Genomic DNA, 25,464 nt, shown 5'->3' with positions numbered 1-25,464 from the left:
ACAGTCTGTCCCAAACCATAACGGGGGATCGAGTGATGAGACTGATACTGACGGCGCTGGTATTCCTTGCGGGGCTTTTCGACCTGTTCCTGGCGATCGGCTTCCTGACCGGGCCGGAGCAGGCGGCAACCGGGTTCGGCATCGCAGCGACCGGGGTGGGCGGTGTCTCGACGATCCGCGCGGACTTCACCTCGTTCTTCGGCGTGGCCGCATTCTGCATGATGTGGGGCGCGTGGCGCAGGAACGCCGACCTGATGCTGGTCCCGGCGCTGCTGTTCGGCACCTCGTTCGTGGGCCGCGCGATCGATCTGGTGGTGACCGGAGCCTATCCCGGCTGGCCGGTGCCGATGGCTGTCGAGGCTGCGCATGTCGTGCTGATGCTGGCGGCGTGGCGGATGCTGCCGCACCACCGATTGGAGGAAATCGCGGGCTAGGCCGAACGCGACTTCCACCGCCCCCACAGAGCGAACACCGCGCGCTGGGCGGGGCGTTCGAACTTGGCGTGGCTGATGAAGCCTGCGGCGATGGCGAGGGTGACGAAGAGGATCAGGAACCACGGCTGGCGGGCGATGTCGCGCGTGAGGCCCATGGCATCGATGATCAGCACGAGCGTCAGCTGGATCGGGATGTGCCAGAGGTAGATGCCGTAGGACGCATCGCCGAGCTTTTGGCCGAACTGGAGGCGGCCCCTTTCATCATTGAGGTCGAGCGCCAGCGTGAGGAACAGGACCGCGAACGTGCCGGTGATCGTCGCAGCATCACCGCTGCGGTAGTTGGCCTTGAGCATGAAGGCGCTCGCCAGCAGGGCCAGCCCCAAGGGCAGGAGGGTGGCCGGGCGCAGCCAGCCTTTCAGCGTCGCCCCATAGGCTGCGCAGCCGAGCATGAAGTAGCCGATGCAGGCGAGCACGTCCTTGTTGGGCAGGCCCTTCAGCATGCCATAAAGCAGCAGCGCGCCTAGCGGCAGCGACAGCGCCAGCGGCGCGCGGCGCAGGGCGGGGATGCTGACGAAGAACACGAGGTAGGCGAGGATCTCGGTCGACAAGGACCACGACGGGCCGTTGAATGACTGGTTATCCTGCCAGCCCCAGTACTGCATCAGCGGGATCGAGAGCAGGAAGTGCTTGAGATCGTTGGTGTGATAGATGAACTCGGTGCCGGTGCGGGCGACGTAGATGCCCTGCAGGATCGCCATCAGGCCCAGCGTCAGCAGGTGCAGCGGCCAGAGGCGGGCAATGCGCGCCGGCCAGAAGCGCGCCTTGTAGTCGATGTCCGCAAGATAGACGTGGGCGAAGACGAAGCCCGAGACGGCCCAGAAATACTGCACGGCGGTGTGACCGTGGTTGTAGAGCCACGACAGCACTTCGTACCACGGCTGGATCGCGCGGTTGACGTTCACGTGATACGGCACCGGTGGCACGAACACGTGCTGGTAGTGCCAGAACAGCACCATGATCGCGGCCAGCAGGCGCGACAGGTCGAGCGCGTGGAAGTGGCGCTTGGGCAAGCGCAGGTGCGAAAGGTCGTTACTCAAGGGAGCGGTCTTCTCAGCCCCACCAGCCAAGGGCGTGGGTGCCGATGACGAGGGCGCCGCCGGCGAGGAAGGTGAGGAACTGGCCAAGCAAGCCGGTCCCGCGCTTGCGGCGCTTGCGCTGCCACATCAGTTCGACCTTGGGCAGCGGCGGCGCTTCGGGCGCGCCGCCCTTGGGCGGGAAGCGATCCTCGATGCGGCGGATGAGGTCGGGAATGCGCAGCAGGGTCTGTGCATCCTCGCGCACGCGATCCGCAATCGCGGCCTCGAGGCCGAGTTCATCGCGCACCCAGGCGCGGACGAACGGGGCCGAGGTTTCCCACATGTTGATCTCGGGATCGAGCTGGGTGGCGATGCCTTCGACCATGACCATGGTCTTCTGCAGCAGCAGCAGGTGCGGCTGGGTCTGCATGTCGAAATCGCGGGTGATGGCGAAGAGCCCGTCGAGCATCTGGCCGACGGAGAGTTCGCTGACCGGCTTGCCGCGCATCGGCTCGCCCACCGCGCGCAGGGCCGTGGCGAATTCGTCGACCGAGTGGTAGCTCGGCACGTATTGCGCCTCGAAATGGATTTCGGCGACGCGGCGGTAGTTGCCGGTGGTCAGGCCGTAGAGGATTTCGGCGAGCCACTGGCGGGCGCGGCGGTCGATCCGGCCCATGATGCCGAAATCGATGGCGACGATGGTGCCATCGGGTTCGACGAACAGGTTGCCCTGGTGCATGTCTGCGTGGAAGTAGCCGCCGTTGATCGCCTGGGTGAGGAAAGCGAGGACGAGGCGCTGGGCGAGGGCCTTGCGATCATGCCCTGCGGCGTCAAGCGCTTCGACGTCGCTGATCTTGACGCCATCGATCCAGTCGAGCGTCATCACGCGGCCGTTGGTGCGGTCCCAGTCGATGGCGGGCACGCGATAGCCGGCGTGGGCGCGCATCGTCTCGGCCAGTTCCGAGGCCGAGGCGGCTTCGCGGCGCAGGTCGAGTTCGCGGACGGTCCAGCGCTTGAAGTTGGCGATGACCATGCGCGGGCGCAGGCGCGAAGCCTCGCCGCCCAGGCCTTCGAGATGGGCGGCGGCCCATTCGTAGGTGTCGATATCGCGGGCGAACTTCTCGCGCACGCCGGGTCGCAGGATCTTTACCGCGACGTGGCGGCCTTCGGTGGTGACGGCGCGGTGGACCTGTGCGACCGAGGCTGCGCCGACCGGAACCGGATCGAACGAGGAGAACAGTGCTTCCAGCGGCTTTTCGAACGAGCGTTCGATCTCGGCGCGGATCAGGGCGAAGTCGACCGGGGGGAGCTGGTCCTGCAGGGCGAGCAGGTTGTGCGCGGCTTCTTCGCCGACAAGGTCGGGGCGGGTGGCGAGGGTCTGGCCGAGCTTGATCGCGGCCGGGCCGATGGCGCGGAAGGCACCGGCATAGTCAGGAGTCTTCGGCTGGATCGTGCCGAAGCGGGCAACCTTGCACAGGGTGCGGACCGGCGCGGGGGTGTTCGGGTCAGACTCGATCCCGCGCAGTGCGCCGTGCCGGGCAAGCGTGCGGCCCCAGCCGAGCAGGCGGCGGATATGCGTGGCGGGCAGGGTCAAAGGATCAGACCTTCCACCCCGAATGGATCGCGACGAGACCACCGAGGATCGGTTCGACCCGGGTGCGCTTGAACCCGGCGGCCTGAATCATCTTCTCGAATTCCGGCATCGTCGGGAAGCGGCGGATCGATTCGATGAGGTAGCGGTAGGAATCCTCGTCGCCTGCGATCATCTGGCCGAGCTTGGGGACCAGCTTGTGCGAATAGGCGTCGTAGATTTCCGAGAACCCGGGCCACTCGGTGGTCGAGAATTCGAGGCAGAAGAAGCGGCCGCCGAACTTCAACACGCGGTGCGCTTCGGCAAGGGCGCGGTCGATGTGCGTGACGTTGCGGATGCCGAAAGCGATAGTGTAGGCGTCGAACACGCGGGTCGGGAAGGTCAGCTCCTCGGCGTTCTGGCGCGACCATTCGAGGCCCTCAAGCCCGCGCTTGCCAGCACGTTCGATGCCGACGTCGAGCATGTCCTGGTTGATGTCCGACACGGTGATCTGCGCGCCATGCTTGGCCATGCGGAAGGCGATGTCGCCGGTGCCGCCGGCCATGTCGAGAATCGCCTCGCCCGGCTGGGGGCGGACCCTCTTGACGAACTTGTCCTTCCACAGGCGGTGCATGCCGACCGACATGGCATCGTTCATCACGTCGTACTTGCGCGCGACGTTCGAGAAGATCGCGCCGACGCGGCCTTCCTTCTCTTCTGCCGGGATGTCTTCGTAGCCGAAAGATGCTGTTTCTGATGCGGTCATGCCTTGGCCCTTTAGTGGGGAATTGCCCGGACGGCAAAGACTGATAGGGGTGAAGGGGATATGCCGGAATTACCAGAAGTAGAGACGACCGTCCGTGGCCTTGCAACCGTGCTCGATGGGCAGGTCATCCGCAGCGTGAGGGTGAACCGCGCCGATCTGCGGCGGCCGTTCCCGGTCGATCTGGCGCAGGCGCTGACGGGCGCGCGGGTGACCGGCCTTTCGAGGCGAGCCAAGTATGGCCTGATCCATACCGACCGCGAGCGGACCATGGTGTTCCACCTCGGCATGTCGGGGCGCTGGCGAATCGATCCGGAAGACATCGGCAAGCACGATCACCTGGTTCTGGAGACCGGGGAAGGCCGGGTCCTGTCATTGAACGATGCGCGGCGGTTTGGTTCCGTGGACCTTGTCGACAGCGACAAGCTGGAAAGCTGGCCACCGTTTGCTGCCCTGGGGCCGGAGCCGCTGGGGCCCGATCTTACGCCAAAGCTGCTGGCCGGGGCCTTCAAGGATCGCATCGCGGCGGTGAAGCTGCTGCTGCTCGACCAGCGCATCGTGGCGGGTCTGGGCAACATCTACGTCTGCGAGGCCCTATATCGTGCGCGGGTGCATCCGGCGCGCGAAGGTGGGCGCGTGAAGCCTGCCGAATTGAAACTGCTGGTGCCGGCGATCAAGGCAGTTCTCGAGGAATCGATCGTGGCAGGCGGATCGACTCTGCGCGATTACGCCCGTCCCGATGGGGAACTCGGCTACTTTGCCAAGGACTTCAACGTCTACGGTCGCGAGGGCGAGCCTTGCGCGTGTGGCGGCACGGTGGAGCGCATCGTGCAGGGCGGGCGCTCGAGCTTCTTCTGTCCGAAGTGCCAGAAATAGCCTGACCGGTCCGTTTCGGACTTCAGGCGAAAACATCCTTGAAACTTGTGGTTAACCGGCCTGAGCCGGGTTGGCGCTGCGCAAGCTGCTGCTTTTGCAGCGAAGCGTTTCCGCTGCCTGTGGCGCACGTCCGGCCAGACGGGCGTTTCCGTCTGGAGATTACGAAAATCAGTCCACAATGGTGAAGATAAGATTACTTTTTGCTACTCGGCAGTGCGCTTACAGGCATGAAAGTAGGTGGCCTACATGAAATAAAGACTGTCTGATTTCATAGAAAATATCTTGTAAAGGTTGGAGATGTCGAAGATCATCATTGAAAAACGTCAGAATGAGTGCCTGATAGTGACAGTGGATGTTATAAAAAGTTCGATAAATTGCCCGAGATGATTGGACAATATTTCTCGTCATTCTGAAGTATTTTGATTATTCGGCGGCCTATAACCAAAGTTATCTATTGCTATAACCTAAGCATATTTAGTTAACGAGCTTGTTGTTTTTATAAGTATTGTTTACGACTCGGATTAAGAAACGTTTATGTAAGTGGGGCTCGCAAAAATCGTTATGGAAATCAGGGGTTTCCCTGATCGCCAGCTATGAATCAGGCCGACCGGGATCCATGCCGATCCTGCGGCCAAGCGCAGGACAGGGAAAATGGCTGCAAAGACTACGGTTAAGGTCGCGGTAACAAACAATGCCGCGAAGGACGACGTCTTCAACCTGGGCGAAAGCGCGACCGACAGCTGGTCGCTTGACGTTCTGGCGAATGACCCCGGCTCCGCCACGCTCTGGTCGATCGGTGCGCCGACGACCGTCAGCAGCACCAGCGGCCAGATGGCGCAGGTCCTTTCGACCACGTTCAACTATGGCGGCTCGGTCTCGGGCACCGGCAACATGAAGATCGAGAACGGGAAGATCTCGTTCGATCTTGGCGGCTACGACTCGGACAAGCTGGCGCTGGGCCAGTCGATCACCTTTACCGTGCAGTACACCGCCAGGATGGCAAACGGCACGTTAAGCACCGCCAACGTCAACGTGACGATTGCCGGTTCCAACGATGCGCCGGTGATCACCAGCCAGATTCAGTCCGGTTCGGTGGTTGAAGACGGCCAGTTGACCGCAACCGGTCAGGTGACCTCGACCGACATCGACAATGGTGCAACGGCGACCTATTCGGGCAACGCCACCAGCCAGTACGGCGCGTTCACTGTCAACGCGGCGAACGGAACCTGGCTCTACACGCTGAACAATTCGGCGGCGCAGAGCCTTGCCGCTGGCGAGACGAAGACCGAAACCTTCACGGTTACCGTCAGCGACGGCAACGGCGGCACTGCCACGCAGGACGTCAAGGTGACCATCACCGGCACAAACGATGCTCCGGTCATCACCAGCGGTGCGCAGGCGGGTGACGTTGCCGAAGACGGTACTCTGACCGCGACCGGTCAGGTGACTTCGAACGACGTCGACAATGGCGCGACGGCAACCTACTCGGGCGATGCTGATGGTGACTACGGGGCGTTTGCCGTGGCCAGCGATGGCAAGTGGACTTACACTCTGGATAACGGCTCGGTGCAGAACCTTGCCGAGGGTGAAACCCGCACCGAGACCTTCACGGTTACGGTCACTGACGACCATGGCGCGACTGCCACGCAGGACGTGACGATCACCGTTACCGGCACCAACGATGCTCCGGTGATCACCAGCGAAGCGCAGTCGGGTGACGTTGCCGAAGACGGTACGCTGACCGCGACCGGTCAGGTGACTTCCAGCGACGTCGACAATGGCGCGACGGCAACCTACTCGGGCGATGCTGATGGTGCCTACGGCGCGTTTGCCGTGGCGGCGGACGGTACCTGGAGCTACACCCTCGACAACGCGGCCGCGCAGAGCCTTGCCGAAGGCGAGACCGCGACCGAGACCTTCACTGTCACCGTCACCGACGACCATGGCGCGACCGCCACGCAGGACGTGACGATCACCGTTACCGGCACCAACGATGCTCCGACCATCACCAGCGGTGTGCAGGCGGGTTCGGTCACCGAAGATGGCACGGCAACGGCAACGGGCGCAGTCACTTCGAACGACGTCGACAACGGCGCTACTGCGACCTACTCGGGCAGCGAGGACAGCGCCTATGGTGCCTTCGTGGTCGCGGCCAATGGTGAGTGGACCTACACGATCGACAACGCGGCGGCGCAGAGCCTTGGCGCGGGCGAGACCGCAACCGAGACCTTCACGGTCACGGTCACCGACGATCATGGCGCGACCGCCACGCAGGACGTGACGATCACGGTCAATGGCGTGAACGACGACCCGACCATCACCAGCGCCGCCCAGACCGGTTCGGTGACGGAGGACGGCACGCTCAAGGCCAACGGTACGGTTGCCGCGAACGATGTCGATGGTGACACGCTGACCTACTCGGCCGCCAGCACCGCTGGCACCTATGGCTCGATCTCGGTCAATTCCTCGACTGGCGCGTGGGAATATACTCTCGCCAATAGCCAAGCCAACGTGCAGGCGCTGAACAGCGGCGATACCCGTACCGATACCTTCACGGTGAACGTTTCGGACGGCCACGGCGGCACCACCAGCCAGAACGTGGTCGTGACGATCAACGGCGCCAACGATGCACCGACGCTTGCGCCGGTGGTCACCACCGCTGACCCGAACGACAATGACAACGGCGTTGGCAGCAACGGTGTTGCTGCGACTTCTGCAAATCAGACAATCGACGGTGCCAACGGCAACACGGCGGACACGCTCTATGGCGGCGGCGGCAACGATACGATCAACGGCCTCAATGCCAACGACACGCTCTATGGCGGTTCCGGCAACGACACCCTTAACGGCGGTGCGCAGAACGATACGCTTTACGGTGGTTCGGGCAACGACACCCTCAACGGTGACAACAACAACGACACGCTGATCGGCGGCTACGGCGCCGATACCAACACCGGCGGCACTGGCACCGACACCTTCAAGTTCCTGTCCGTGAACGACCGTGGTGACACGATCACCGATTTTGCCGGTAACCCGGAAAAGATCGATGTCTCGGCGATCGATGCGAATGGCAGTCTTGCCGGCGATCAGGCGTTCGCATTTGGTGGCACCACCGCAATTGCGAACGGCATCTGGTATGCCGTGGATGGCACCACGCTGCACGTCTACGCCGACACCAATGGTGACACCAGCACCGCCGAGTTCTGGTTCGACATCACCGGCAGCGTCACCTCGCTGGCAGCTGCAGACTTCACTCTCTGATACCAACCCTTCGGGGTCGCATTCGGAAGGCCGGCGGGAAACCGCCGGCCTTTTCGTTTGGGTTGTTTGCCCGGATCGCATGGAGCTTCGTAGCCGCCATGCGTGAGCGAGGCACGCCTGTGCAACGACCGAGCGTCCCGACCGGGACTGTGCGGCTATGGTCGTGAGGGTCGGCCCCGATCACGCGGGACTGGAGGCTGTGAATGCGCGGCTGCGCTACTTCTGCGCGTCTGGACCTTCGGTCAGCGTAAAGCCCGGCGTGGCGACTTTGGCGCTGGGATCGCGCAAGGGGCGGGGGGCGCCGCCGCCGGCGACGGTGTGGTCGATGGCGCGGAACAGCGGCGTCAGCAGCGGGACGTCGCCCTTGCGGCGGACGTCCTGGAAGTGGCCGTCGGCATCGTAGCGCGCCTCGTCCGGCAGTAGCCAGCCATATTCGAGCGAGCCCATCGCGGCGAGCAGGCGCGCCTTGGCGATCGTGGCGTTGGCAATAGCGCTGTTGTAGGAGCTGCGCGCCGAGAGCAGTTCACGGGCGAGGTCGAGCACGTCGAGCGTGGTGCGAAGCCCTGCGCGTTCCTGCAGGAGCGCGCCGTCATAGGCCTTGCGGGCGGATTCGACCGCATCGCCGAGCCGCGCGATCGCGCCGGTCTGGGCCTGCCAGTCGCTCCAGGCATCGGCAATGGCGGCGCGGTTCTCGCGCATGGCGGCGTCCATCAGGCGCCAGTCGGCGTCGTTCAGAGCCTCGGCCTCGGACACGCGCGAGCGGCGCAACCCGCTTTCGAACAGCGGCGCAGTGACCAGCACTTCGCCGCGCAGCGTGTTCTGGCGCAGGGTGTTCGAATAGGGCGAGGTCGTGCCGTAATCGGCCGCTGCGCGCAGATCGACGCGCGGGGCGAGATCGGCGCGGGCGCTGGCAACCTGCGCGCGCGAGACCTTCTCGCGCGCCTGTGCGGCAAAGAGCACCGGATTGTGCGCCTCGGCATAGGCATAGGCCTCTTCCAGCGTGCGCACCGGAAGCGACAGCGGATTGGGTGCGGCCGCCGCAGGCGAAGCAGGCGCCCCGATCACGCGCACGAACAGGGCCTCGCTCCCGGCAATGGCGCGCTTGGCCGACAGCACCTGGGCGCGGCCGAGATCGACGCGGGTTTCGACCTGCTGCAGATCGGACGAGGTGACCTCGCGCGCCTTGAGCCGGGCCTGGTTGTCGACCAGCTCGCGTTCGAGCAGATCGAGGTTGTCCTGCGCGATGCCGACACCGGCGCGATCGCGCAGCACAGCGACATAGGCAGTGATCGCATCGAGCATGGTCTGCTGTTCGGACGAGCGCAGCACGTTGCCCTGGAATTCACGCTGGGCGAGGGCGAATTGCTCCGCTGCGGCATTGCGGCCGAATGTGAACAGCGGCTGCGTCAGCACGGCCTGTGCGGTGGTCGACCAGCCGCTGAGCGGGGTGTAATCACCCGGCGCGGTCTCGAAATTGTCGCGCTGCCAGCCATAGCTGCCCGACGCGCTTAGCCGGGGGCCATAGGCGGCGCGGGCTTGGGGCACGCGCCAGTCGACGCCGCGTACCGCCGCGCGCTGGGCCTGAAGGGTGGGATTGCCCCAATAGGCGCGGCGCAACGCTGCGGAGAGCGATGCAACCGGCGTTTGCGCCGATAGCTCGTCGCGCAAGTCAGCGGGTGTTTCGGGCGCGAGTTCCGGTGCGTAGGCGAAGCTGCCTTCTGTGCTCTGCTGCGCACCGGCCGGGATTGGCAGCGCAGTGCTGCCCAGAAGCGCGGCAATGAGTGCCGCCGTGTAAGTCTTGCCCATGATCCCCCCGGTTCAGGTCAATTGTCGCGGAATGCGCGCAGGAACTGGTCGCGCAGCGGTTTGGTCAGATAGGAAAGCAGCGAGCGCGAGCCGGTCTCGATGTAGATTTCGGCGGGCATGCCGCTGCGCAGGTCGAGCCGCTCACGGCGGATCTCGTCCTGGTTCACCGCGATGCGGACCATGTAGAACGAGGCGCGCGATTCGGGATTTTCGGTGCGGTCGGTCGCGACGTAGACGACTTTGCCGGTGATTTCGGGCGTTGCTGCGCGGTTGAACGCGGAGAAGCGCACGCGGGCGTTCTGGCCCTTGACCACCTGATCGATGTCGGCGGGGCTGACCGCCGCCTCGACCACCATGACGTCCTTGTCGGGCACGATTTCCATGATCGGCTCGGCGGGGCGCACGACATCGCCGATGGCGGCAAAGGCGATCTTCTCGACCGTGCCGGAATAGGGCGCGCGGATTTCGCTGCGGTCCTGCTGGTCGCTGGCGGCAACGCTGCGCAACCGCTGCTGGTTGAGCGCGGTGTTGACCTGGGCGAGTTCGGTGCCGGCATCGACGCGGCGCTGCTGGCTGACCTGCACGGCCTGTTCGTTGGCCTCGGTGATGCGGGCGCGGGCCTGGGCGATCTGGGCGTTCAGCGCGCCGACCGAGCCATCGAGATCGACCGCGGTGCGTTCGAGCTGGTTGAGGCGGTTGATCGTGACGAGCTGCTTGTCCCACAGGTCCTTCACGCCCTGGCGTTCAGGCTCGATCAGGCTGCGCTGCTGGCGGAGCGAGGCGATCTGCGCCTCGATGCCGCGGATTTCCTGCTGGTACTGGTTGACGCGCGCGCCGAGCTGGGCGCGGACCTGCCCGACTTCGGTGCTGCGCATGCGGAACAGGTGCTCCTCGTCGGCCATGGCCTTGCGGGCGCTGTCGGTCTTGGCGTTGAGCAGTTCGGGCGGGAAGCTGATGCCGCCGAGGCCGAGGCGTTCAGCCTCGAGCCGGGCGCGCTGGGCGAGCAACTGTTCGACGGTGAGACTGGAATAGGTGGCGTCGGCCCCGGTGACGCGGTCATCGAGGCGCATCAGGATCTGGCCTTCGGTGACATGTTCGCCGTTGGTTACCGAGATCTGCGCGATCACGCCGCCGGTGGGATGGGCGATGCGCTTGACCCGCGACTGCACGCCGACCTGACCCGTGCCGATGACGGCGCCGCCGATCGGAATGAACATGGACATGCCGAACAGCACGAGGAACAGCGCGCCCGATGCGATGGCGAGGCGCCGCAGAAGCCGACCGGGGCGCGGCGGCGGGGAATCCTCGGACCACGGAACCGGCAGGAGCGCATCGCTGCCGACGACGACAGGGAGATTCACGCAGTGGCCTCCTTCTGCGATCCGACCGGGCGCGGCTTCCCCTTGCCCGCAGGCGGAGCGGCAAGGCGCTTCATGACCTCCTCCTTTTCCCCGAAATCGGACAGGCGGCCGCCAGCCAGCACGGCGATGTGGGTGATCGGGCCGAGCGTTGCCGGGCGGTGGGTGATCATCACGACGATACCGTTGCGGCGGCGCACGTCTGTGATGGCATTGGCGAGCGCGAGGTCTCCGGCGGCGTCGAGATTCGAGTTGGCCTCGTCGAGCGCGACGATGAACGGTTCGCCATAGAGCGCGCGGGCGAGGCCGATGCGCTGGCGCTGTCCGGCGGAGAGTTCGACGCCACCGGCGCTGAGCTGGGTTTCATAACCGTCGGGCAGGCCGAGGATGATCTCGTGCATGCCGGCAGCACGCGCGGCGGCGACGACGCCTTCGGACGTGGCAGCGGGATCGAAGCGGCTGATGTTCTGGCCGATCGTCCCTTCGACCAGTTCGACGGTCTGCGGCACGTAGCCGATGTAGCGGCCGAGGTCTTCCGGATCCCACTGGTCAAGCGTGGCGCCGTCAAGCCGGACTTCGCCGCGGTTGGGCCGCCAGATGCCGAGCATGGCCCGCATCAGTGAGGTCTTCCCGGCAGCGCTTGGCCCGATGATCGCGAGAGCCTGCCCCGGCTTGATGGTCATGCTCACGCCCTGGACTGTCATGCGCTGCGTGCCGGGCGGGGCAACCCAGAGATCGCGCATGGTGAATTCGCCGGACGGTGCACCGAGCACGATCGAGCGGGGCTGGGGTTTGCGGAAGACCGTTATGGACTGGATGATGCGGTCCCAGCCGGTGCTGGCGGCAACGAAGCCGCGCCAGTTGGCGATGGCCTGATCGACCGGGGCGAGGGCGCGGCCGGAGAGCACCGAGGAGGCGAGGATGACGCCGCCGCTGGCCTTGTCGTCGATCACCAGCAGGGCGCCAACGGTAAGGATCAGCGACTGGAGAAACAGGCGGAAGGTGCGCCCTGCGCCACCAAAGCGTGAAACGAGGCGGGACAGGCGCGATTGCGTGTCGAGAAACATGCCCTCCCACGAGGCAGTACGCGCGACGAGGCGGTCCTGCATGCCCATGGCGCGCGAGGCTTCGGCATTGCGGATTTCGGCCTGCGCGGCAGCGGAGCGCTGGCCGATCACGGTCTGCAGTTCGCGAGTGGCGGCGGTGGTGCGGCTGTTGGACCAGACGGTGATTCCGGCCAGGACAATGACGCCGGCGAGCGCGGTAAGACCCAGCCACCAGTGCAGGCAGGCAAGGACGATCAGGAAGACGACCACCCAGGGCAGGTCGAACAGCGCGATCGGGCCGGGGCCAGCGAGGAAGGTGTGGATTGCGTCGAGATCGCGGATGGGCTGCAGGCCGTCGCCCTTGTCAGGTCCGGCAAGCAAGGGGCGCGTGGTGGTGGCATGGTGGACGGCGGAAAAGAGATCGTCGTGCACGCCATTTGCCACCGCAAGCATGGCTTCGCCGCGGATCGCTTCGAACAGCATCTGAAAAAGGTAAACAAGAACGACGAGCGCGAAGAGGCCGACCAGAGTCGGGATACTGCGGCTGGGCAATACGGAATCGTAGACAAGCATCATGTAGATGGTGCCGGCAAAGACCAGCACGTTCATGAAAACGCTTGCTGCCAGAACGAGAAGTGCTGACGAGCGATATCTTGCAAGAAATAACTTTAGATATTGTCGATTCACGCCATTGCCCCCGCCCTCGGGTTTACGGGATAATGAATATAAGTTCATGCTGCCACTGAAAACTTCGCAGGGCGCGATTGCATCTCGATTGCCGGCGAGCCGCAGGGCTGTTCGCAAAAAGGGAATGGCTTATGTATCGGGGTTTGTGTGCTTTTCCGGCAGGCCGATCCCTCCGGACGGGGGTGCCGGGATCGTGCCCACGCGTCAAGCACGCTTGCGTCTTGTCGCGTAAGCCAGCTTTGCGGGCAGTGAAAGTATGACCGCTGTGCCGAAGCCTTCGGCGCTTTCGACGCGCAGCCGCCCTCCGATGGAGACCATGCGTTCGCGCATGCCGATGACGCCGAAATGGCCGCGCGGACTGCCCTTCTCGAGCATCTCGCTTGATATGCCGATGCCGTTGTCGCGGACGTAGGCGGAAAACTCCGAGCGGCCATAGCGGATGCCGACCTCGATCCGCGATGCCCGGGAATGGCAGGAGGCATTGTTCAACGCCTCGGCCAGGACGGCGAGGACGTCGTCGATCAGGGCAGGGGTGATCGGGCGGGGAGTGCGCTGGATGGCAAGCGGGGCCAGAAGTTCCTGCGGATAGATCTCGCCGGAGACGATCTTGGCCAGTTCCTTGAGGAAATCGCGGCGATGGTTCTGGCGCAGGCCGGTCACGCGTTCACGTCCCTCGACCAGCATTTCCTCGGCACGCTCGAGTGCGGGGACGAGTACTGCTTGCGTTTCGGGATCGTCGGCGAAGCGGTCAGCCACCGCCTGGAAGCGCAGGATCAGGCCCTGGACGCCCTGGATCATGGTGTCGTGCAATTCGCGGGCGATGCGTTCGCGCTCGTCGGTGCGGGCGATCATGCGGCTGCGAATGCGGGCGGCAACCTGGCGAAGGCGCAGGGCATAGATGCCGTAGAGCAGGCCCGCCGTGGCAAGCGCGGCGGCAATGCGGAACCACCAGGTCTGGTGAAAGGCGCGGGCGATGGTGAATTCCGCGGCGGCGGGGACGTTGCTCCAGACGCCCTCCTCGTTTGCAGCCAGCAGTTCGAAGCGGTAGGCACCGGGGCCGAGGCCATTGAAGCTGACCGTGCGTGCTGTGGTCTCGGTCCAGGCAGATTGTGCCCCGTCCAGCCGGTAGCGGAAGCGGACGCGTTCCGGCACGGCGAGGCTGGTGGCGGTGTAGTCGATCTCGACGTGGGTGGTGCCGGAGGGCAGTTGCACCCCGCTCGGCAATGGCATGCCGGGCCCGGTCCGGATGCCCCGCACGATCACATCCGGCGGGCTGGTGTTGCGGGCGAGCAGCGCAGGATCGATGCTGGAGACATTGCCGCGCGTGGCGAACCAGATGCGGCCATCCCCGCCGGTGACGATCTGCAGGCCCGATGATTTCTGGACGAAGCTCGACAGGCCGTCGCGAAAATCGAAGATGCGATAGGGGATGGCAGCGCGAGGGTGCGCGAGGGCATGGCGCAAGTCGGCCGAGCGCAGGCGGACGAGGCCCATGTCGCCGATTGCCCAAGTCTCGCCATCGGCGGTCTGGGTCATGCCGTTGAGCGATCCTGCCCAAGGGTAGCGGTCGGCGGGCAGGCGCAGGGGGCTTCCGGAGAGCGGACTGCTCAGGCCGGCGCTGTTGCTGGTCAGCAGTGTCTCGCCCAGCGGCAGGAGGCCTTCGATCGCCTCTGCGGCACTGGCTCCATCAGACAGGGCGACGAATGGCAGCGTCGCGCTGCCTGGCGCCTTGGCGCGGAAATGGATGGCGGCGCGGCCATCAGCCAGAGCGACGACATTGCCGGGCAGGGCGCTCGCGCCCTGGGTTCCGGGGAAGATCTGTGCGCGGCCTCGTTCAACCAGCCAGAGGCCTTTCTGGAGAGCCGGAAGCCAGAGGCGTCCCTCCCCGTCCTGCGCGCAGGAGTTGGCGGCGAAGCTGGCAGGGAGCGCCACGCGCTCCGCGATGCCGGAGTCGCGGATGAGGGAGGCGTTCCCGCGCTGGATGATCCAGACGCCGCCGCCCTTGGCTGCGCAGATTGCCTCCAACTGGGTGGCGGACTGCGCCAGTCTTGCCGGTTCCTGGTGCGGAAGAGCGCGAAACAGCGTGTGATCGTCGGCGATGTAGACCGCGCCGTCACGGTCGACGGCGAGCATGTGGTTCGTGGCGGCATCGGCCGGAATGCCGGCGACGGGCGCGACGGGCACGCGCCTGAGCATGTTGAGGCCCATTTCGCCGCCGATCCAGATGTTGCCCTCGCGATCCTCGAACAGTGCGCGCAAGGGTTTGGAAAGCAGGCCGTTGGCGGTGCCGAAACGTTGCACAGTGGATGCACCGCGCGGTTGCAGATTTTGGGCGTGGAAGGCGCCGTCGTTCCAGGTCACGCCCCAGAAATCACCTTGCCGGTCAAACAGTGTCCGGATCGCGAAGGGCGTCGGAAAGCCGGGTTGTGGCGGAAGGAGGGTGGTGCCCTTGGCGATGGGGCGCGTGCGGTCCTTCTCGGTCAGCCAGATCGTGCCATCTGCGGATTGTGCCAGGGTGGCGCGCGGGACGGTGGTGATGCCGGTACTTTCGAACCGGGATGCGCCGGGTCGCCGCCGATAGACGCCGCTTTCGGTGGTCAGCCACAGCGTGCCGTCATGGGCAAAGAGCGGGTTCCAGGCCGGCTCGGGCGGGAGACCGGAGGTGGCGTCGAACTCGGTCCAGCGACCATTGGCATATCGTGCAAGCGAAAGCGCGGCACGGCCTCCGCGAGTGACCCAGATCGAGCCATCGGGGCCTTGCGCGATGTCGTTCACCTCGCGCGACGGGTTTGGCATGCGGGCATCTTCGAGCCGTCCGTTGCGCCAGAGCAGCATGCCCTTCTTGCGGGCAAGGCCGATCCACAGCGTGCCATCGCGCGAGACCAGGAGGCGCGCGACGACGATGCGGTCAGGGCTCGTGGAGGGTGGGCCGATGCGTTCGAAGGTCAGGCCATCGAACCGCACCAGGCCATCGACACCGCCGATCCACAGGAAGCCGTCGCGCGTCTGGGCAAAGGCATTGATCCGGCTGGGGGCGCCTTCCTCGATCGACCAGTGGCGCATCTTGAAGCCGTGCAGCGCGACCTGTGCGTCTGCCTCGGGTGATGCCGCAGGCTGGGCGGAGCCGGGTGTCGCGATGGCCAACGCGATGGCGATCAGCCGGGCGATGGCCCTGGGCGCAGGGTCAAAGCTCAATGAGGCCCCGCTTGGCGGCGGTGGTCACGGCATGGGTGCGGTCATTGACCCGGAGCTTGGCAAAGATGCTCTTGATATTGGACTTGATGGTCTCCTCTGCGACGCCGAGCTTCCATGCCACCTGCTTGTTGGAGTGGCCGCCCGCGATCATCTGGAGGACCTCGATCTCGCGCGTGGTCAGCGATTCCTCAATGGCGTGGAGCGCGATGTCCTGCGCGACGTCGGGGTGGAGGTGGCGCTGGCCGCGATGGACGGCGCGAATCGCATCGAGCAGTTCGCGGCGGAGGCTGGACTTCAAGAGGAAGCCTGCCGCGCCCGCGCGCATCGCCTCGAGGGCCTTGGCATCCCCCGAATAGGTGGTGAGCACGATGATCCGGGCTTCGGGGTGCATGGCGCGGATCTTTTCGATCGCCTCGACGCCGGTCATCTCCGGCATGCGCAGGTCCATCAGCACGACCTCGGGGCGAAGCGTCTCATAGAGTTCGACAGCCTGCACGCCGGTTGCGGCCTCTCCGGCCAGATCCATGTCCTTTTGCAGCGCGATTATCGCAGCGACGCCTTCACGCAGGATCGGGTGATCGTCCGCAACGAGAATGCGGATCGGGTCAGCGCTGCCCGCCGGCGTTTGCAAGATCGTCCCCAACAGATGCTGCCGGCGGCCCCAAGGCCGCGGCAAGTGCTTGCCACGGCACGAGGATTACCACGAACCCGGGGTGGTGGGTAGCCACCCGAAAGCGGGGAAGAGGTTCCCCCGACCGGGTGTATCGCCCTGCGTCGATGCGGATCACCCTTGTGGCGCAGCAAGGGGAACGGACATGGCAAGCACTCGGGACGATCCGCGCATCGCATTGCAAAGACGTGAGTTTCTGGCCGCGGGTTCGGTCGCAGCCGCGCTCACCGCCATGCCCTCCCTCGCATATTCCCCGGACATGCCCGCTTCAGGAGAACGCAGGATGGCTACCATCACCACCAAGGACGGCACGCAGATCTTCTACAAGGACTGGGGGCCGAAGGACGCGCAACCCATCGTGTTCCACCACGGCTGGCCGCTGAGCGCGGACGACTGGGACAACCAGATGATGTTCTTCCTCGGCCAGGGCTTCCGCGTCATTGCGCATGACCGGCGCGGGCACGGGCGTTCGACGCAGACCGATAGCGGCAACGAGATGGATACTTACGCCGCCGACGTTGCGGCGCTGACCGATCAACTCGACCTGCGCGGTGCGGTTCATGTGGGCCATTCGACTGGCGGTGGCGAGGTGGCGCATTATGCCGCCCGCGCACGTCCGGGCCGCGTCGCCAAGGCTGTGCTGATCGGAGCGGTACCGCCGATCATGCTGAAGACTGCAGCCAATCCGGGTGGGTTGCCGATGGAAGTGTTCGACGGTTTCCGAGCTGCTCTGGTGGCCAATCGCGCGCAGTTCTTCCTCGATGTGCCGAGCGGGCCTTTCTATGGCTTCAACCGTCCCGGAGCGAAGGTCAGCCAGGGTCTGATCCAGAACTGGTGGCGGCAGGGCATGATGGGCGGTGCCAAGGCGCACTACGATTGCATCAAGGCCTTCTCGGAGACCGATTTCACCGAGGATCTGAAGAAGATCGATGTGCCGGTGCTGATCATGCACGGCGAGGACGACCAGATCGTGCCGATCGCGGATTCCGCCCATCTGGCGATCAAGCTGGTGAAGAAGGGCACGCTCAAGACCTATCCGGGACTGCCGCACGGCATGGCATCGACCCATCCGGACGTGATCAACGCCGACCTGCTCGCCTTCATCAAGGCCTGATGCGATGAGCTATACCAGCCGCATCGACCTTTCCGATCACGTGCGCAAGCAGGCCTGCGGATTGCTGCAGGCCCGCCTGTCCGACGCGCTCGATCTGGAAGCGCAGGCCAAGCAGGCCCACTGGAACGTCAAGGGGCCGCACTTCCTGCAGCTGCACCAGCTGTTCGACGCCGTGCACGACGAGATCGAGCAGTTCGTCGACCTGCTGGCCGAGCGCATCACGACGCTGGGCCATGTCGCGGACGGGCGCGTGACGACCACCGCCGCCGCGACGACGCTCTATGGCTATCCGCTGGAGGCCACCGGCGGCGAGGCGCACCTCAAGGCGCTGGCCGCAAGCCTTGGCGCGTTCGGCAAGGCCGTGCGCGAGGCGATCGATCAGGCAGGCGTCATTGGCGACGCCGATACGGCAGACCTGTTCACGCAAGTCTCGCGCGAGACCGACAAGCAGCTGTGGTTCCTCGAAGCGCACCTGCAGGCGCACTGAACCCCTTATCCTACGAGGAGAATTCCCATGTCCTTCCGTTCCCACAAGCTGATCAACGCCGACGATACGCTGTTCATCTTCATCGACCACCAGCCGCAGATGGCGTTCGGCGTGACCAGCATCGACCGCCAGACCCTCAAGAACAACACCGTGGCGCTGGCGAAGGCGGCCAAGCTGTTCGGCGTGCCGATCATCCTGACCGCGGTCGAGACCGAAAGCTTCTCGGGCTATATCTGGCCCGAACTGCTCGACGTGGTGCAGCAGAAGCCGATCGAGCGGACTTCGATGAACTTGTGGGATTCCGACGAACTGGTCGCGCAGGTCAAGGCGAGCGGGAAGAAGAAGCTGGTCATCGCCGCGCTGTGGACCGAGGCCTGCCTGCTGTTCCCGACGCTCTGCGCGATCGAGGAAGGGTTCGAGATCTACATCGTTACCGATGCTTCGGGCGGGACCTCGCAGGAAGCGCATGACGCGGCGGTGCGACGGATGGAGCAGGCGGGCGCGCAGTCGCTCACCACGATCAACGCCCTGCTCGAACTGCAGCGCGACTGGGCGCATCGCGATACCTACAACGGCGTGATGGACATCGTGCGCGAGCATCTGGGAGCCTATGGCATGGGCGTCGATTACGCTTACACCATGGTTCACAAGGCCCCGCAGCGCGGCGCTTTCCCGCACGAAGCACCCCACCCCGAAGGCCACTGATCTCCCACTGGCCCATCGGGAGCCTCCTGCCCATGAAACCTTTTCTCGCCGCCCTTGGCATCGGAATTCTCGTCGGTGCCCTCTACAGCCTGCTCGGCACGCGATCGCCCGCCCCTCCCGCCATCGCGCTGCTGGGATTGCTTGGCATGTTGCTGGGCGAACAGGCGGTGCCGCTGGTGACACGGGTGATCCATGGGCAGGAGGTCGCCTCGTTCTGGAAGGCCAGTTGCGCTGAACGCGTGACCGGCCTGCCGCCTGCACCGGACGACGCACCTTGAGCGCCAGTCGCCGCGAGACGCTGGCCGGGGCGCTTGGTGCCTCGGCCTTGTACCTGATTCCGGGCCTTGCCCGCGCCAAAGACAGAAAGCACAAGCCCATCCGCGACGACCTGATCATCGTGAACGCCCTCGTCACCACGCTCGACAGGGAGAACCCGCGCGCCGAGGCGGTGGCGATCCGGGACGGGCGCTTTCTGGCGGTTGGCTCCGAGCAGGAAGTGCGGGCGGCCGCGCCCGACGCGACGGTGATCGATGCCAGGGGGCGCCGAATGATCCCCGGACTTATCGACAGCCATATGCACATCATCCGGGGCGGGCTGAACTTCAACATGGAACTGCGTTGGGACGGAGTGCCGACGCTGGCCGATGCTATGGCCATGCTGAAGGCTCAGGTCGACCGCTCCCCTGCTCCGCAATGGGTGCGCGTGGTCGGCGGCTTCACCGAACACCAGTTTGCCGAGAAGCGCCTGCCGACGCTGGCGGAACTGAACGCCGTAGCGCCCGATACGCCAGTGTTCATTCTCCATCTTTACGACCGGGCACTGCTGAACGCGGCGGCATTGCGGGTGGTGGGATATGGCAAGGACACGCCCAATCCTCCGGGCGGGGAGATCGTCCGCGACGCAGCTGGCAACCCTACCGGGCTACTGCTGGCGCAACCGAACGCGACGATCCTCTATTCGACGCTGGCGAAGGGGCCTAAGCTGCCCGAGGATTACCAGATCAACTCCACGCGCCACTTCATGCGCGAGGTCAATTCGCTGGGCGTGACCAGTGTGATCGATGCTGGTGGTGGCTTTCAGAACTATCCAGACGACTACCACGTCATCGAGAAGCTGCATGAGGACGGGCAACTCACCGTGCGGATCAGCTATAACCTGTTCACCCAGAAGCCAAAGGAGGAACTGGCCGACTTCGCCGGGTGGGTGAAGCAGGTCACGCCGGGGCAGGGCGACGACACCTATCGCCACAACGGTGCGGGCGAGATGCTGGTCTATTCAGCTGCCGATTTCGAGGACTTCCGCGTGGCGCGGCCCGACATGCCGCCGTCGATGGAAGGCGATCTCGAGCCGGTGATCCGCCTGCTGGCCGAGAACCGCTGGCCATGGCGTCTACATGCGACTTACGACGAGACGATCGGGCGCGCGCTCGACGTCTACGAGAAGGTCAACCGCGACGTGCCGCTCCACGGCATCAACTGGTTCTTCGACCATGCGGAGACGATCAGCGAGCGCAATATCGACCGCATCGCTGCGCTGGGCGGCGGCATCGCCGTGCAGCACCGTATGGCCTACCAGGGCGAATACTTCGTCGAGCGCTATGGCCGCCGTGCCGCCGAACGCACCCCGCCGATCGCGCGGATGATCGCGGCGGGGATTCCGGTGGGGGCCGGGACCGATGCGACGCGGGTGGCCAGCTACAACCCGTGGGTCTCGCTCTCGTGGCTGGTGACGGGGCGGACGGTGGGCGGATTGTCGCTCTATCCCGGCGCCAATCGCGTCAGCCGCGAGAAGGCGCTGGCGATGTGGACGCACGAGAACACCTGGTTCTCGTGCGAAGTGGGGAAGAAGGGGCGGATCAAGGCGGGGCAGCTTGCCGACTGCGCGCTGCTTTCGGCAGATTACTTCGCAGTGCCGGAACTGGATATTCCGCACATTCGCGCGGTGCTTACCCTGCTGGGTGGCAAGGTTGTCCATGGCGAGGGCGATTTCGGGCCGCTTGCGCCCGCGCTGCCTGCGCCGATGCCGGACTGGTCCCCGGTGCGCACTTTCGGCGGATATCATCGCGAGCCTGAAGCGGCGGCAAAGATGGCGAGTGCCTGCGGCTGCGCCTCGGCTTGCGGCGTGCATGGCCATGACCATGCCTCGGCACTGGGGGCGAGCGTTCCGGCGGCGGACGTTCAGACCTTTTGGGGCGCGCTCGGTTGCGGTTGCTGGGCAGTTTGACCGATGGCTGATGCAGAGCCGCGCCTCGTCCACGCCGTGCTCGACTGGCCGCCGACGTGGTTCCTCGCCCGTCTGCTGCTGGTGGGGGCCTACATGGTCGGCGGCTTTGCCAAGTTGACCGACTGGAATGGCGCCGTGGCTGAACAGGTGCATTTCGGGATGAACCCGCCTGCGCTGTGGGCCGGGCTGACCATCGCGGTGGAGATCATCGGCCCGCTGCTGATCCTGCTGGGGCGGATGGTCTGGCTTGGTGCCGGGATGCTGGGCGTTTTCACTCTGCTCGCCGCGTTCGTCGCCAATGCCTTCTGGACGATGGAAGGGCCAGGACAGGCTACCGAGAGGTTCATGGCGACCAACGCCTTCTTCGAACACGTCGGGCTGGTCGGCGGCTTCATCCTCGCTGCGCTGGTCGCCGAGCATGCGCGACGACAGGGGCGGCCCTGACTTGCGGCAGGACTTCCCAGGGTGCGCCAAGGAGGCAGAATGAGCGAAAGCGTTCCCCTCAAGACCCCGGCGGCGCTGTTCCGGTTGCTGCTCGTGCTTTCGGCAACCACCGGAATGGTCGACGCGGCGAGCATTCTCGGCATGGACAAGGTGTTCACCGCCAACATGACCGGCAACGTGGTGTTCCTCGCCTTCGCGGCGACCGGCGCGGCGGGCTTCCATCCCTTGCACTACGTGGTAGCGCTGGGAGCGTTCATGGCAGGTGCGGTGATTGCCGGGCGGCTGTGGCGTGGGGATGGCGCGCCACGGCTGAACCACTGGCTGGTGCGGGCCGCAGCGATCGAGAGCTGCATGCTGTTTCTGGCCGGGATGCTGGTCATTGCCAGCGACCGGGCCGGATTGTCGATGACCGGCGTGTTGCCGCTGGTCATCGCCCTGACAGCAGGCGCGATGGGCTTTCGCAATGCCGTGATCCGCCAGCTCAAGGTGCCGGACCTGACGACGACTGTGCTGACCCTGACGATCACCGGGATCGCCTCGGACTCGCGGCTGGCATCCGGAACGCCGACCAATCTTCCCACCCGGCTTGGTGCCGTGCTGGCGATCTTTGCCGGAGCGGCGGCGGGGGCACTGCTGTTCCGGTGGCTGGGCCTTGCGCCGACCCTGCTGGCGACGGGCGCCGTGGTGCTGGTGGCGACAATGATCTTTGTACGCCACCCGCAGATGGCGGAACTGCAGCGCAAATGATGGTCCGTCGGGGCCTTGCGGTTGTCGCAATTGTGGTCTCGCCTCCCGCTGCGGCAGATGAGCCTGCGCGCACCAACCTGCGGTATGATGAGGACTGGTCAGGGCAGGAGACAGGTGCAAAGAACCTGCCGCTTGATGCTGCAGGACACGTGCGGTTGACGCTGGGGCTGGAGGCGAGAGCGCGGCAGGAGAGTTATGCCAATCCGTTGTGGGGCGATGCACCGGACGATGGCTATCTGTGGCTGCGCTTCATGCCGTTGGCCGATCTCCGCGCGGGGCCGGTGCGGGCCTTCGTTCAGCCGATCATCGGTTATGCGCGCGGCGTGAGCGGCGGCAACGGGCCGGCGGACCAGACCGGGATCGATCTGCTGCAGGGCTTTGCCGACCTGAACCTCAAGCTGGGCAGCGATGCGCAGGTGACCTTGCGGGGTGGCCGCGAACTGGTGGCATTGGGCTCGGAGCGGCTGGTGGGCACGCGCTATGGTCCCAATATTCCCCAAGCGTTTGATGGTGGGCGCATGATCGCCACCGCTGGCCCCATACGCATTGACGTGCTGAATCTGCGCGCGGTCGAGGTCGGTCAGGGCGACTTCGACGATCATGGCAGCGGTCGCCGACGGTTGCGGGCGATCTATGCGACGGCGGTGCCAACGCGTGGGCTGGGCCTCGATTTCTACTGGATCGGCTATCGCGACCGGCAGGCGCGGTTCGGCGGTCGTGCGGGGCCGGAGCGCCGCGAGACGTACGGCCTGCGCTTGTTCGGTGTGCGCAACCGTCTTGCCTGGAACTGGGAAGCGATGGTCCAGCGCGGAGATTTCGACGGGCTACCGATCCGGGCCTGGTCTCTGGCGACCGAAACCACGATCTCCTTTCCAGAGGCGAGATTCCGCCCGCGCCTGCGCCTGCGCGCCAATTACGCCAGCGGCGATGGCCGGTCAGACGACCACGTGCTGGGCACCTTCAATGCGCTGTTTCCGAAGGGACGCTACTTCGGCGAGCTGACGCCGATCGGGCCGAGAAACATCGTGAACCTCAATCCCGGCGTCAGCTTCGACATCGGACAGGCCGTCACCGTGGAATTGTCGGCGGCGGCGTTCTGGCGCGCATCGTCGGGCGATGGCATCTATGATGTTCCGGGGAAGCAGATTGCGCCGGCCGGTTCCTCTGCCGAAAAACACATCGGTAGCCAGATCGAGCTCGGCGCAACGTGGCAAGCCGCACCTGCCCTTTCGCTGTCAGGCTCGCTCGCGCGGTTCGGTGCGGGCAGGTATCTGCGGGAAACCGGCAGGAACGCCGCGATTTACATGTCCGGACTCGAGGCCGCCTACAAATTCTGATTGGCGCCAGTTTTCGGTAGCGGAAAGGTGGAGCGGGTAGCGGGAATCGAACCCGCATAGCCAGCTTGGAAGGCTGGAGCTTTACCACTAAGCTATACCCGCCCGGGCCAGCAGGCCGTCAGCGGCCTTGTGGTGGAGCGGCGCTTGCCACGGACTTGCCGATCTCGTCAACCTTGGATGCGGCGGGAATCGACCGGGTACTTGACGGACCGATATAAAGATATATCTTAGCAGTATCAAAAATCAGTCTTTGGAAGTGAGTCCCTGATGTCATCCAGCCGCGCGATTGTCCCTACCGCCAATGCCAGCCGCTATCTGCAGCAGTTGTGCAAGCATTGGGGCCACAAGTTCGAAGTCTCGTTCGATCCGCAGGCGGGCCGCGTCGCGCTGCCATTCGGGCCGGTTGACCTGAAGGCGGATGATGCCGCGCTGGAGGTGACCTGCACGATCGAGGGGGAGGGTGACCTTGCCCGGATGCAGCAGGTGGTGGCCGACCATCTCAACCGCTTTGCCCACAAGGAAGGCGAGCTGGTATTCGATTGGCAGCCTGTGGCCTGAGTGGCCGCATTCACGCTGTGAATGCTTGGCGATAAATAGCATTCCTTTGCGGTGCAGGCCTGGGCCGACTAGGCGTTTGGCCAGGACTGCATCGGGAGAATGACATGCGCCTCGCCACTATCGACAACGGCACTCGCGACGGGCGGCTGATCGTGGTCTCGCCGCAGGGCGATGCCTTCGCCTATGCTCCAGCGGCGACCTTGCAGGCGCTGGTCGAGGGCTGGGAAGCGCTTGCTCCCGCGTTGCTTGCCATCGCCGACTTTCCCGAAGCGCTGGGCGAGGCCAAGCTGCTCGCGCCGCTGCCGCGTGCGTGGCAGTGGCTCGATGGCTCGGCCTTCCAGAGCCATGGCGACCTGATGGACGCGGTGCTCGGCATCACCAAGCCCAAGACCGACGTGCCGCTGATGTACCAGGGCATGTCCGATACCTTCATGGCCACCGGGACCGAAGCGCGTTTCCCGTCGACCGACCTCGGCATCGATTTCGAGGGCGAGTTCGGCGTGATCGTCGATGCCGTGCCGATGGGCACGAGCGCGGCCGAGGCGCTGAAGCACATTCGCCTGATCGTGCAGATCAACGACTGGTCGCTGCGCACGCTGGCCGGACCGGAAATGAAGACCGGCTTCGGCTGGGTTGGCGCCAAGCCGGCCTGCGCGATGGCGCCTTTTGCAGTGACGCCCGACGAACTCGGCGACGCATGGAAAGACGGGCGCGTCTGTCTCGACCTGTTGGTTGACTGGAACGACAAGCGCTTCGGCGCGGCCAATGGCCACGCGATGGGCTTCGGCTTCCACGAACTCGTCGCCCACGCGGCGCGCACGCGCGATCTTGTCGCAGGCACGGTGATCGGATCGGGCACGGTCTCGAACGCAAATTTCCGCGAGATTGGCTCGTCCTGCATCGCCGAGCGTCGTGGGATCGAAGTGCTGGACGAGGGTGAACCGAAGACCGCGTTCATGGCCTTTGGCGATACGGTGCGGATGGAGGCGGTCGATGCCTCGGGCCGCGCGCCGTTCGGGGTCCTGCACCAAAGGGTCGTGCGGGCCTAAGGGTCAGGACCGATTACTCACGCCTTCGAGGTTTGAGGCAAAATGGCCCGGCGCAAG

The 25,464-nt window shown here is 65.1% G+C and carries 21 protein-coding genes and 1 tRNA gene; 13 read left to right on the top strand and 9 right to left on the bottom strand.

The annotated features are described in order from the left end of the window. The first annotated feature begins 35 nt into the window (after positions 1-35). The gene (locus tag I2488_RS14030; RefSeq protein WP_196276436.1) at positions 36-434 is read left to right on the top strand and encodes a hypothetical protein; all 399 of its coding nucleotides are present in this window, start codon (positions 36-38) and stop codon (positions 432-434) included. Here I2488_RS14030 and I2488_RS14025 read toward each other — a convergent pair. From I2488_RS14025 to I2488_RS14015, 3 genes are read right to left on the bottom strand one after another with little or no spacing between them, the layout of a single operon-like run. After that, entirely contained in the window at positions 431-1,531 is a 1,101-nt protein-coding gene (locus I2488_RS14025) for an acyltransferase family protein (RefSeq protein WP_246465667.1), read from the bottom strand. The two genes, I2488_RS14030 and I2488_RS14025, sit on opposite strands and share 4 nt — an antisense overlap. 13 nt (positions 1,532-1,544) lie before the next feature. After that, the gene (gene ubiB / locus I2488_RS14020) at positions 1,545-3,104 is read right to left on the bottom strand and encodes a 2-polyprenylphenol 6-hydroxylase (protein WP_196276435.1); all 1,560 of its coding nucleotides are present in this window, start codon (positions 3,102-3,104) and stop codon (positions 1,545-1,547) included. A 4-nt stretch (positions 3,105-3,108) separates the two neighbouring features. After that, positions 3,109-3,846: a class I SAM-dependent methyltransferase gene (locus I2488_RS14015; protein ID WP_196276434.1), complete on the bottom strand. Its 738-nt coding sequence runs from the start codon at positions 3,844-3,846 to the stop codon at positions 3,109-3,111. Positions 3,847-3,906: 60 nt separating this feature from the next. Here I2488_RS14015 and mutM point away from each other — a divergent pair, with 60 nt between their 5' ends. Both mutM and I2488_RS14005 read left to right on the top strand, forming a co-directional pair. Beyond that, a complete protein-coding gene (mutM, locus tag I2488_RS14010; RefSeq protein ID WP_196276433.1) occupies positions 3,907-4,719 on the top strand; it encodes a bifunctional DNA-formamidopyrimidine glycosylase/DNA-(apurinic or apyrimidinic site) lyase in 813 nt (270 codons plus the stop codon). A 651-nt stretch (positions 4,720-5,370) separates the two neighbouring features. Beyond that, the gene (locus tag I2488_RS14005) at positions 5,371-7,980 is read left to right on the top strand and encodes a beta strand repeat-containing protein (protein ID WP_196276432.1); all 2,610 of its coding nucleotides are present in this window, start codon (positions 5,371-5,373) and stop codon (positions 7,978-7,980) included. 216 nt (positions 7,981-8,196) lie between these two features. On the opposite strand, the gene I2488_RS14000 is transcribed toward I2488_RS14005, so the two are convergent. From I2488_RS14000 to I2488_RS13980, 5 genes are all read right to left on the bottom strand, one after another. After that, complete coding sequence (locus I2488_RS14000; RefSeq protein ID WP_196276431.1) at positions 8,197-9,786, bottom strand: TolC family outer membrane protein; 1,590 nt, start codon at positions 9,784-9,786, stop codon at positions 8,197-8,199. Positions 9,787-9,803: 17 nt separating this feature from the next. Then, entirely contained in the window at positions 9,804-11,147 is a 1,344-nt protein-coding gene (locus tag I2488_RS13995) for an HlyD family type I secretion periplasmic adaptor subunit (RefSeq protein WP_196276430.1), read from the bottom strand. Then, positions 11,144-12,925, bottom strand: a complete 1,782-nt coding sequence (locus I2488_RS13990) for a type I secretion system permease/ATPase (RefSeq protein WP_214652379.1) — start codon at positions 12,923-12,925, stop codon at positions 11,144-11,146. Before I2488_RS13990 ends, I2488_RS13995 begins: the two co-directional genes overlap by 4 nt. A 156-nt stretch (positions 12,926-13,081) precedes the next feature. Beyond that, entirely contained in the window at positions 13,082-16,072 is a 2,991-nt protein-coding gene (locus tag I2488_RS13985; RefSeq protein ID WP_196276428.1) for a ligand-binding sensor domain-containing protein, read from the bottom strand. After that, positions 16,062-16,703 (bottom strand): response regulator transcription factor, encoded by a 642-nt coding sequence (locus I2488_RS13980; RefSeq protein ID WP_246465665.1) that lies wholly within the window; start codon positions 16,701-16,703, stop codon positions 16,062-16,064. The genes I2488_RS13985 and I2488_RS13980 overlap by 11 nt, the downstream gene beginning before the upstream one ends. 322 nt (positions 16,704-17,025) lie before the next feature. Between I2488_RS13980 and I2488_RS13975 the strand changes: the two genes are divergently transcribed. From I2488_RS13975 to I2488_RS13940, 8 genes are read left to right on the top strand one after another with little or no spacing between them, the layout of a single operon-like run. Continuing rightward, positions 17,026-17,856: an alpha/beta fold hydrolase gene (locus I2488_RS13975; RefSeq protein WP_214652378.1), complete on the top strand. Its 831-nt coding sequence runs from the start codon at positions 17,026-17,028 to the stop codon at positions 17,854-17,856. Between the two features lie 4 nt (positions 17,857-17,860). Then, positions 17,861-18,343 carry a DNA starvation/stationary phase protection protein Dps gene (dps, locus tag I2488_RS13970; RefSeq protein WP_196276425.1) on the top strand — a complete coding sequence of 161 codons (483 nt, stop codon included), beginning with the start codon at positions 17,861-17,863 and terminating at the stop codon, positions 18,341-18,343. Between the two features lie 27 nt (positions 18,344-18,370). Continuing rightward, a complete protein-coding gene (locus I2488_RS13965) occupies positions 18,371-19,048 on the top strand; it encodes a hydrolase (protein WP_196276424.1) in 678 nt (225 codons plus the stop codon). A 32-nt stretch (positions 19,049-19,080) separates the two neighbouring features. Next, complete coding sequence (locus I2488_RS13960) at positions 19,081-19,326, top strand: DUF1427 family protein (protein ID WP_196276423.1); 246 nt, start codon at positions 19,081-19,083, stop codon at positions 19,324-19,326. 56 nt (positions 19,327-19,382) lie between these two features. Further along, positions 19,383-21,272, top strand: a complete 1,890-nt coding sequence (locus tag I2488_RS13955; protein ID WP_343071075.1) for an amidohydrolase — start codon at positions 19,383-19,385, stop codon at positions 21,270-21,272. A gap of 3 nt (positions 21,273-21,275) precedes the next feature. After that, positions 21,276-21,716: a DoxX family protein gene (locus I2488_RS13950; protein WP_196276421.1), complete on the top strand. Its 441-nt coding sequence runs from the start codon at positions 21,276-21,278 to the stop codon at positions 21,714-21,716. A 39-nt stretch (positions 21,717-21,755) separates the two neighbouring features. Continuing rightward, entirely contained in the window at positions 21,756-22,463 is a 708-nt protein-coding gene (locus I2488_RS13945; RefSeq protein ID WP_196276420.1) for a YoaK family protein, read from the top strand. Then, positions 22,460-23,800, top strand: a complete 1,341-nt coding sequence (locus tag I2488_RS13940) for an alginate export family protein (protein ID WP_246465664.1) — start codon at positions 22,460-22,462, stop codon at positions 23,798-23,800. Before I2488_RS13945 ends, I2488_RS13940 begins: the two co-directional genes overlap by 4 nt. A gap of 28 nt (positions 23,801-23,828) precedes the next feature. On the opposite strand, the gene I2488_RS13935 is transcribed toward I2488_RS13940, so the two are convergent. Further along, positions 23,829-23,902: transfer RNA gene (locus I2488_RS13935), tRNA-Gly, on the bottom strand. Positions 23,903-24,067: 165 nt separating this feature from the next. Between I2488_RS13935 and I2488_RS13930 the strand changes: the two genes are divergently transcribed. Both I2488_RS13930 and I2488_RS13925 read left to right on the top strand, forming a co-directional pair. Next, complete coding sequence (locus tag I2488_RS13930; protein ID WP_196276419.1) at positions 24,068-24,358, top strand: DUF2218 domain-containing protein; 291 nt, start codon at positions 24,068-24,070, stop codon at positions 24,356-24,358. Positions 24,359-24,462: 104 nt separating this feature from the next. After that, positions 24,463-25,407 (top strand): fumarylacetoacetate hydrolase family protein, encoded by a 945-nt coding sequence (locus tag I2488_RS13925; protein ID WP_196276418.1) that lies wholly within the window; start codon positions 24,463-24,465, stop codon positions 25,405-25,407. Positions 25,408-25,464: the final 57 nt, after the last annotated feature.

The sequence above is a fragment of the Novosphingobium jiangmenense genome (genome assembly GCF_015694345.1).
Lineage (GTDB): Bacteria > Pseudomonadota > Alphaproteobacteria > Sphingomonadales > Sphingomonadaceae > Novosphingobium > Novosphingobium jiangmenense.
This window is presented reverse-complemented; position numbering and strand designations above follow the sequence as displayed.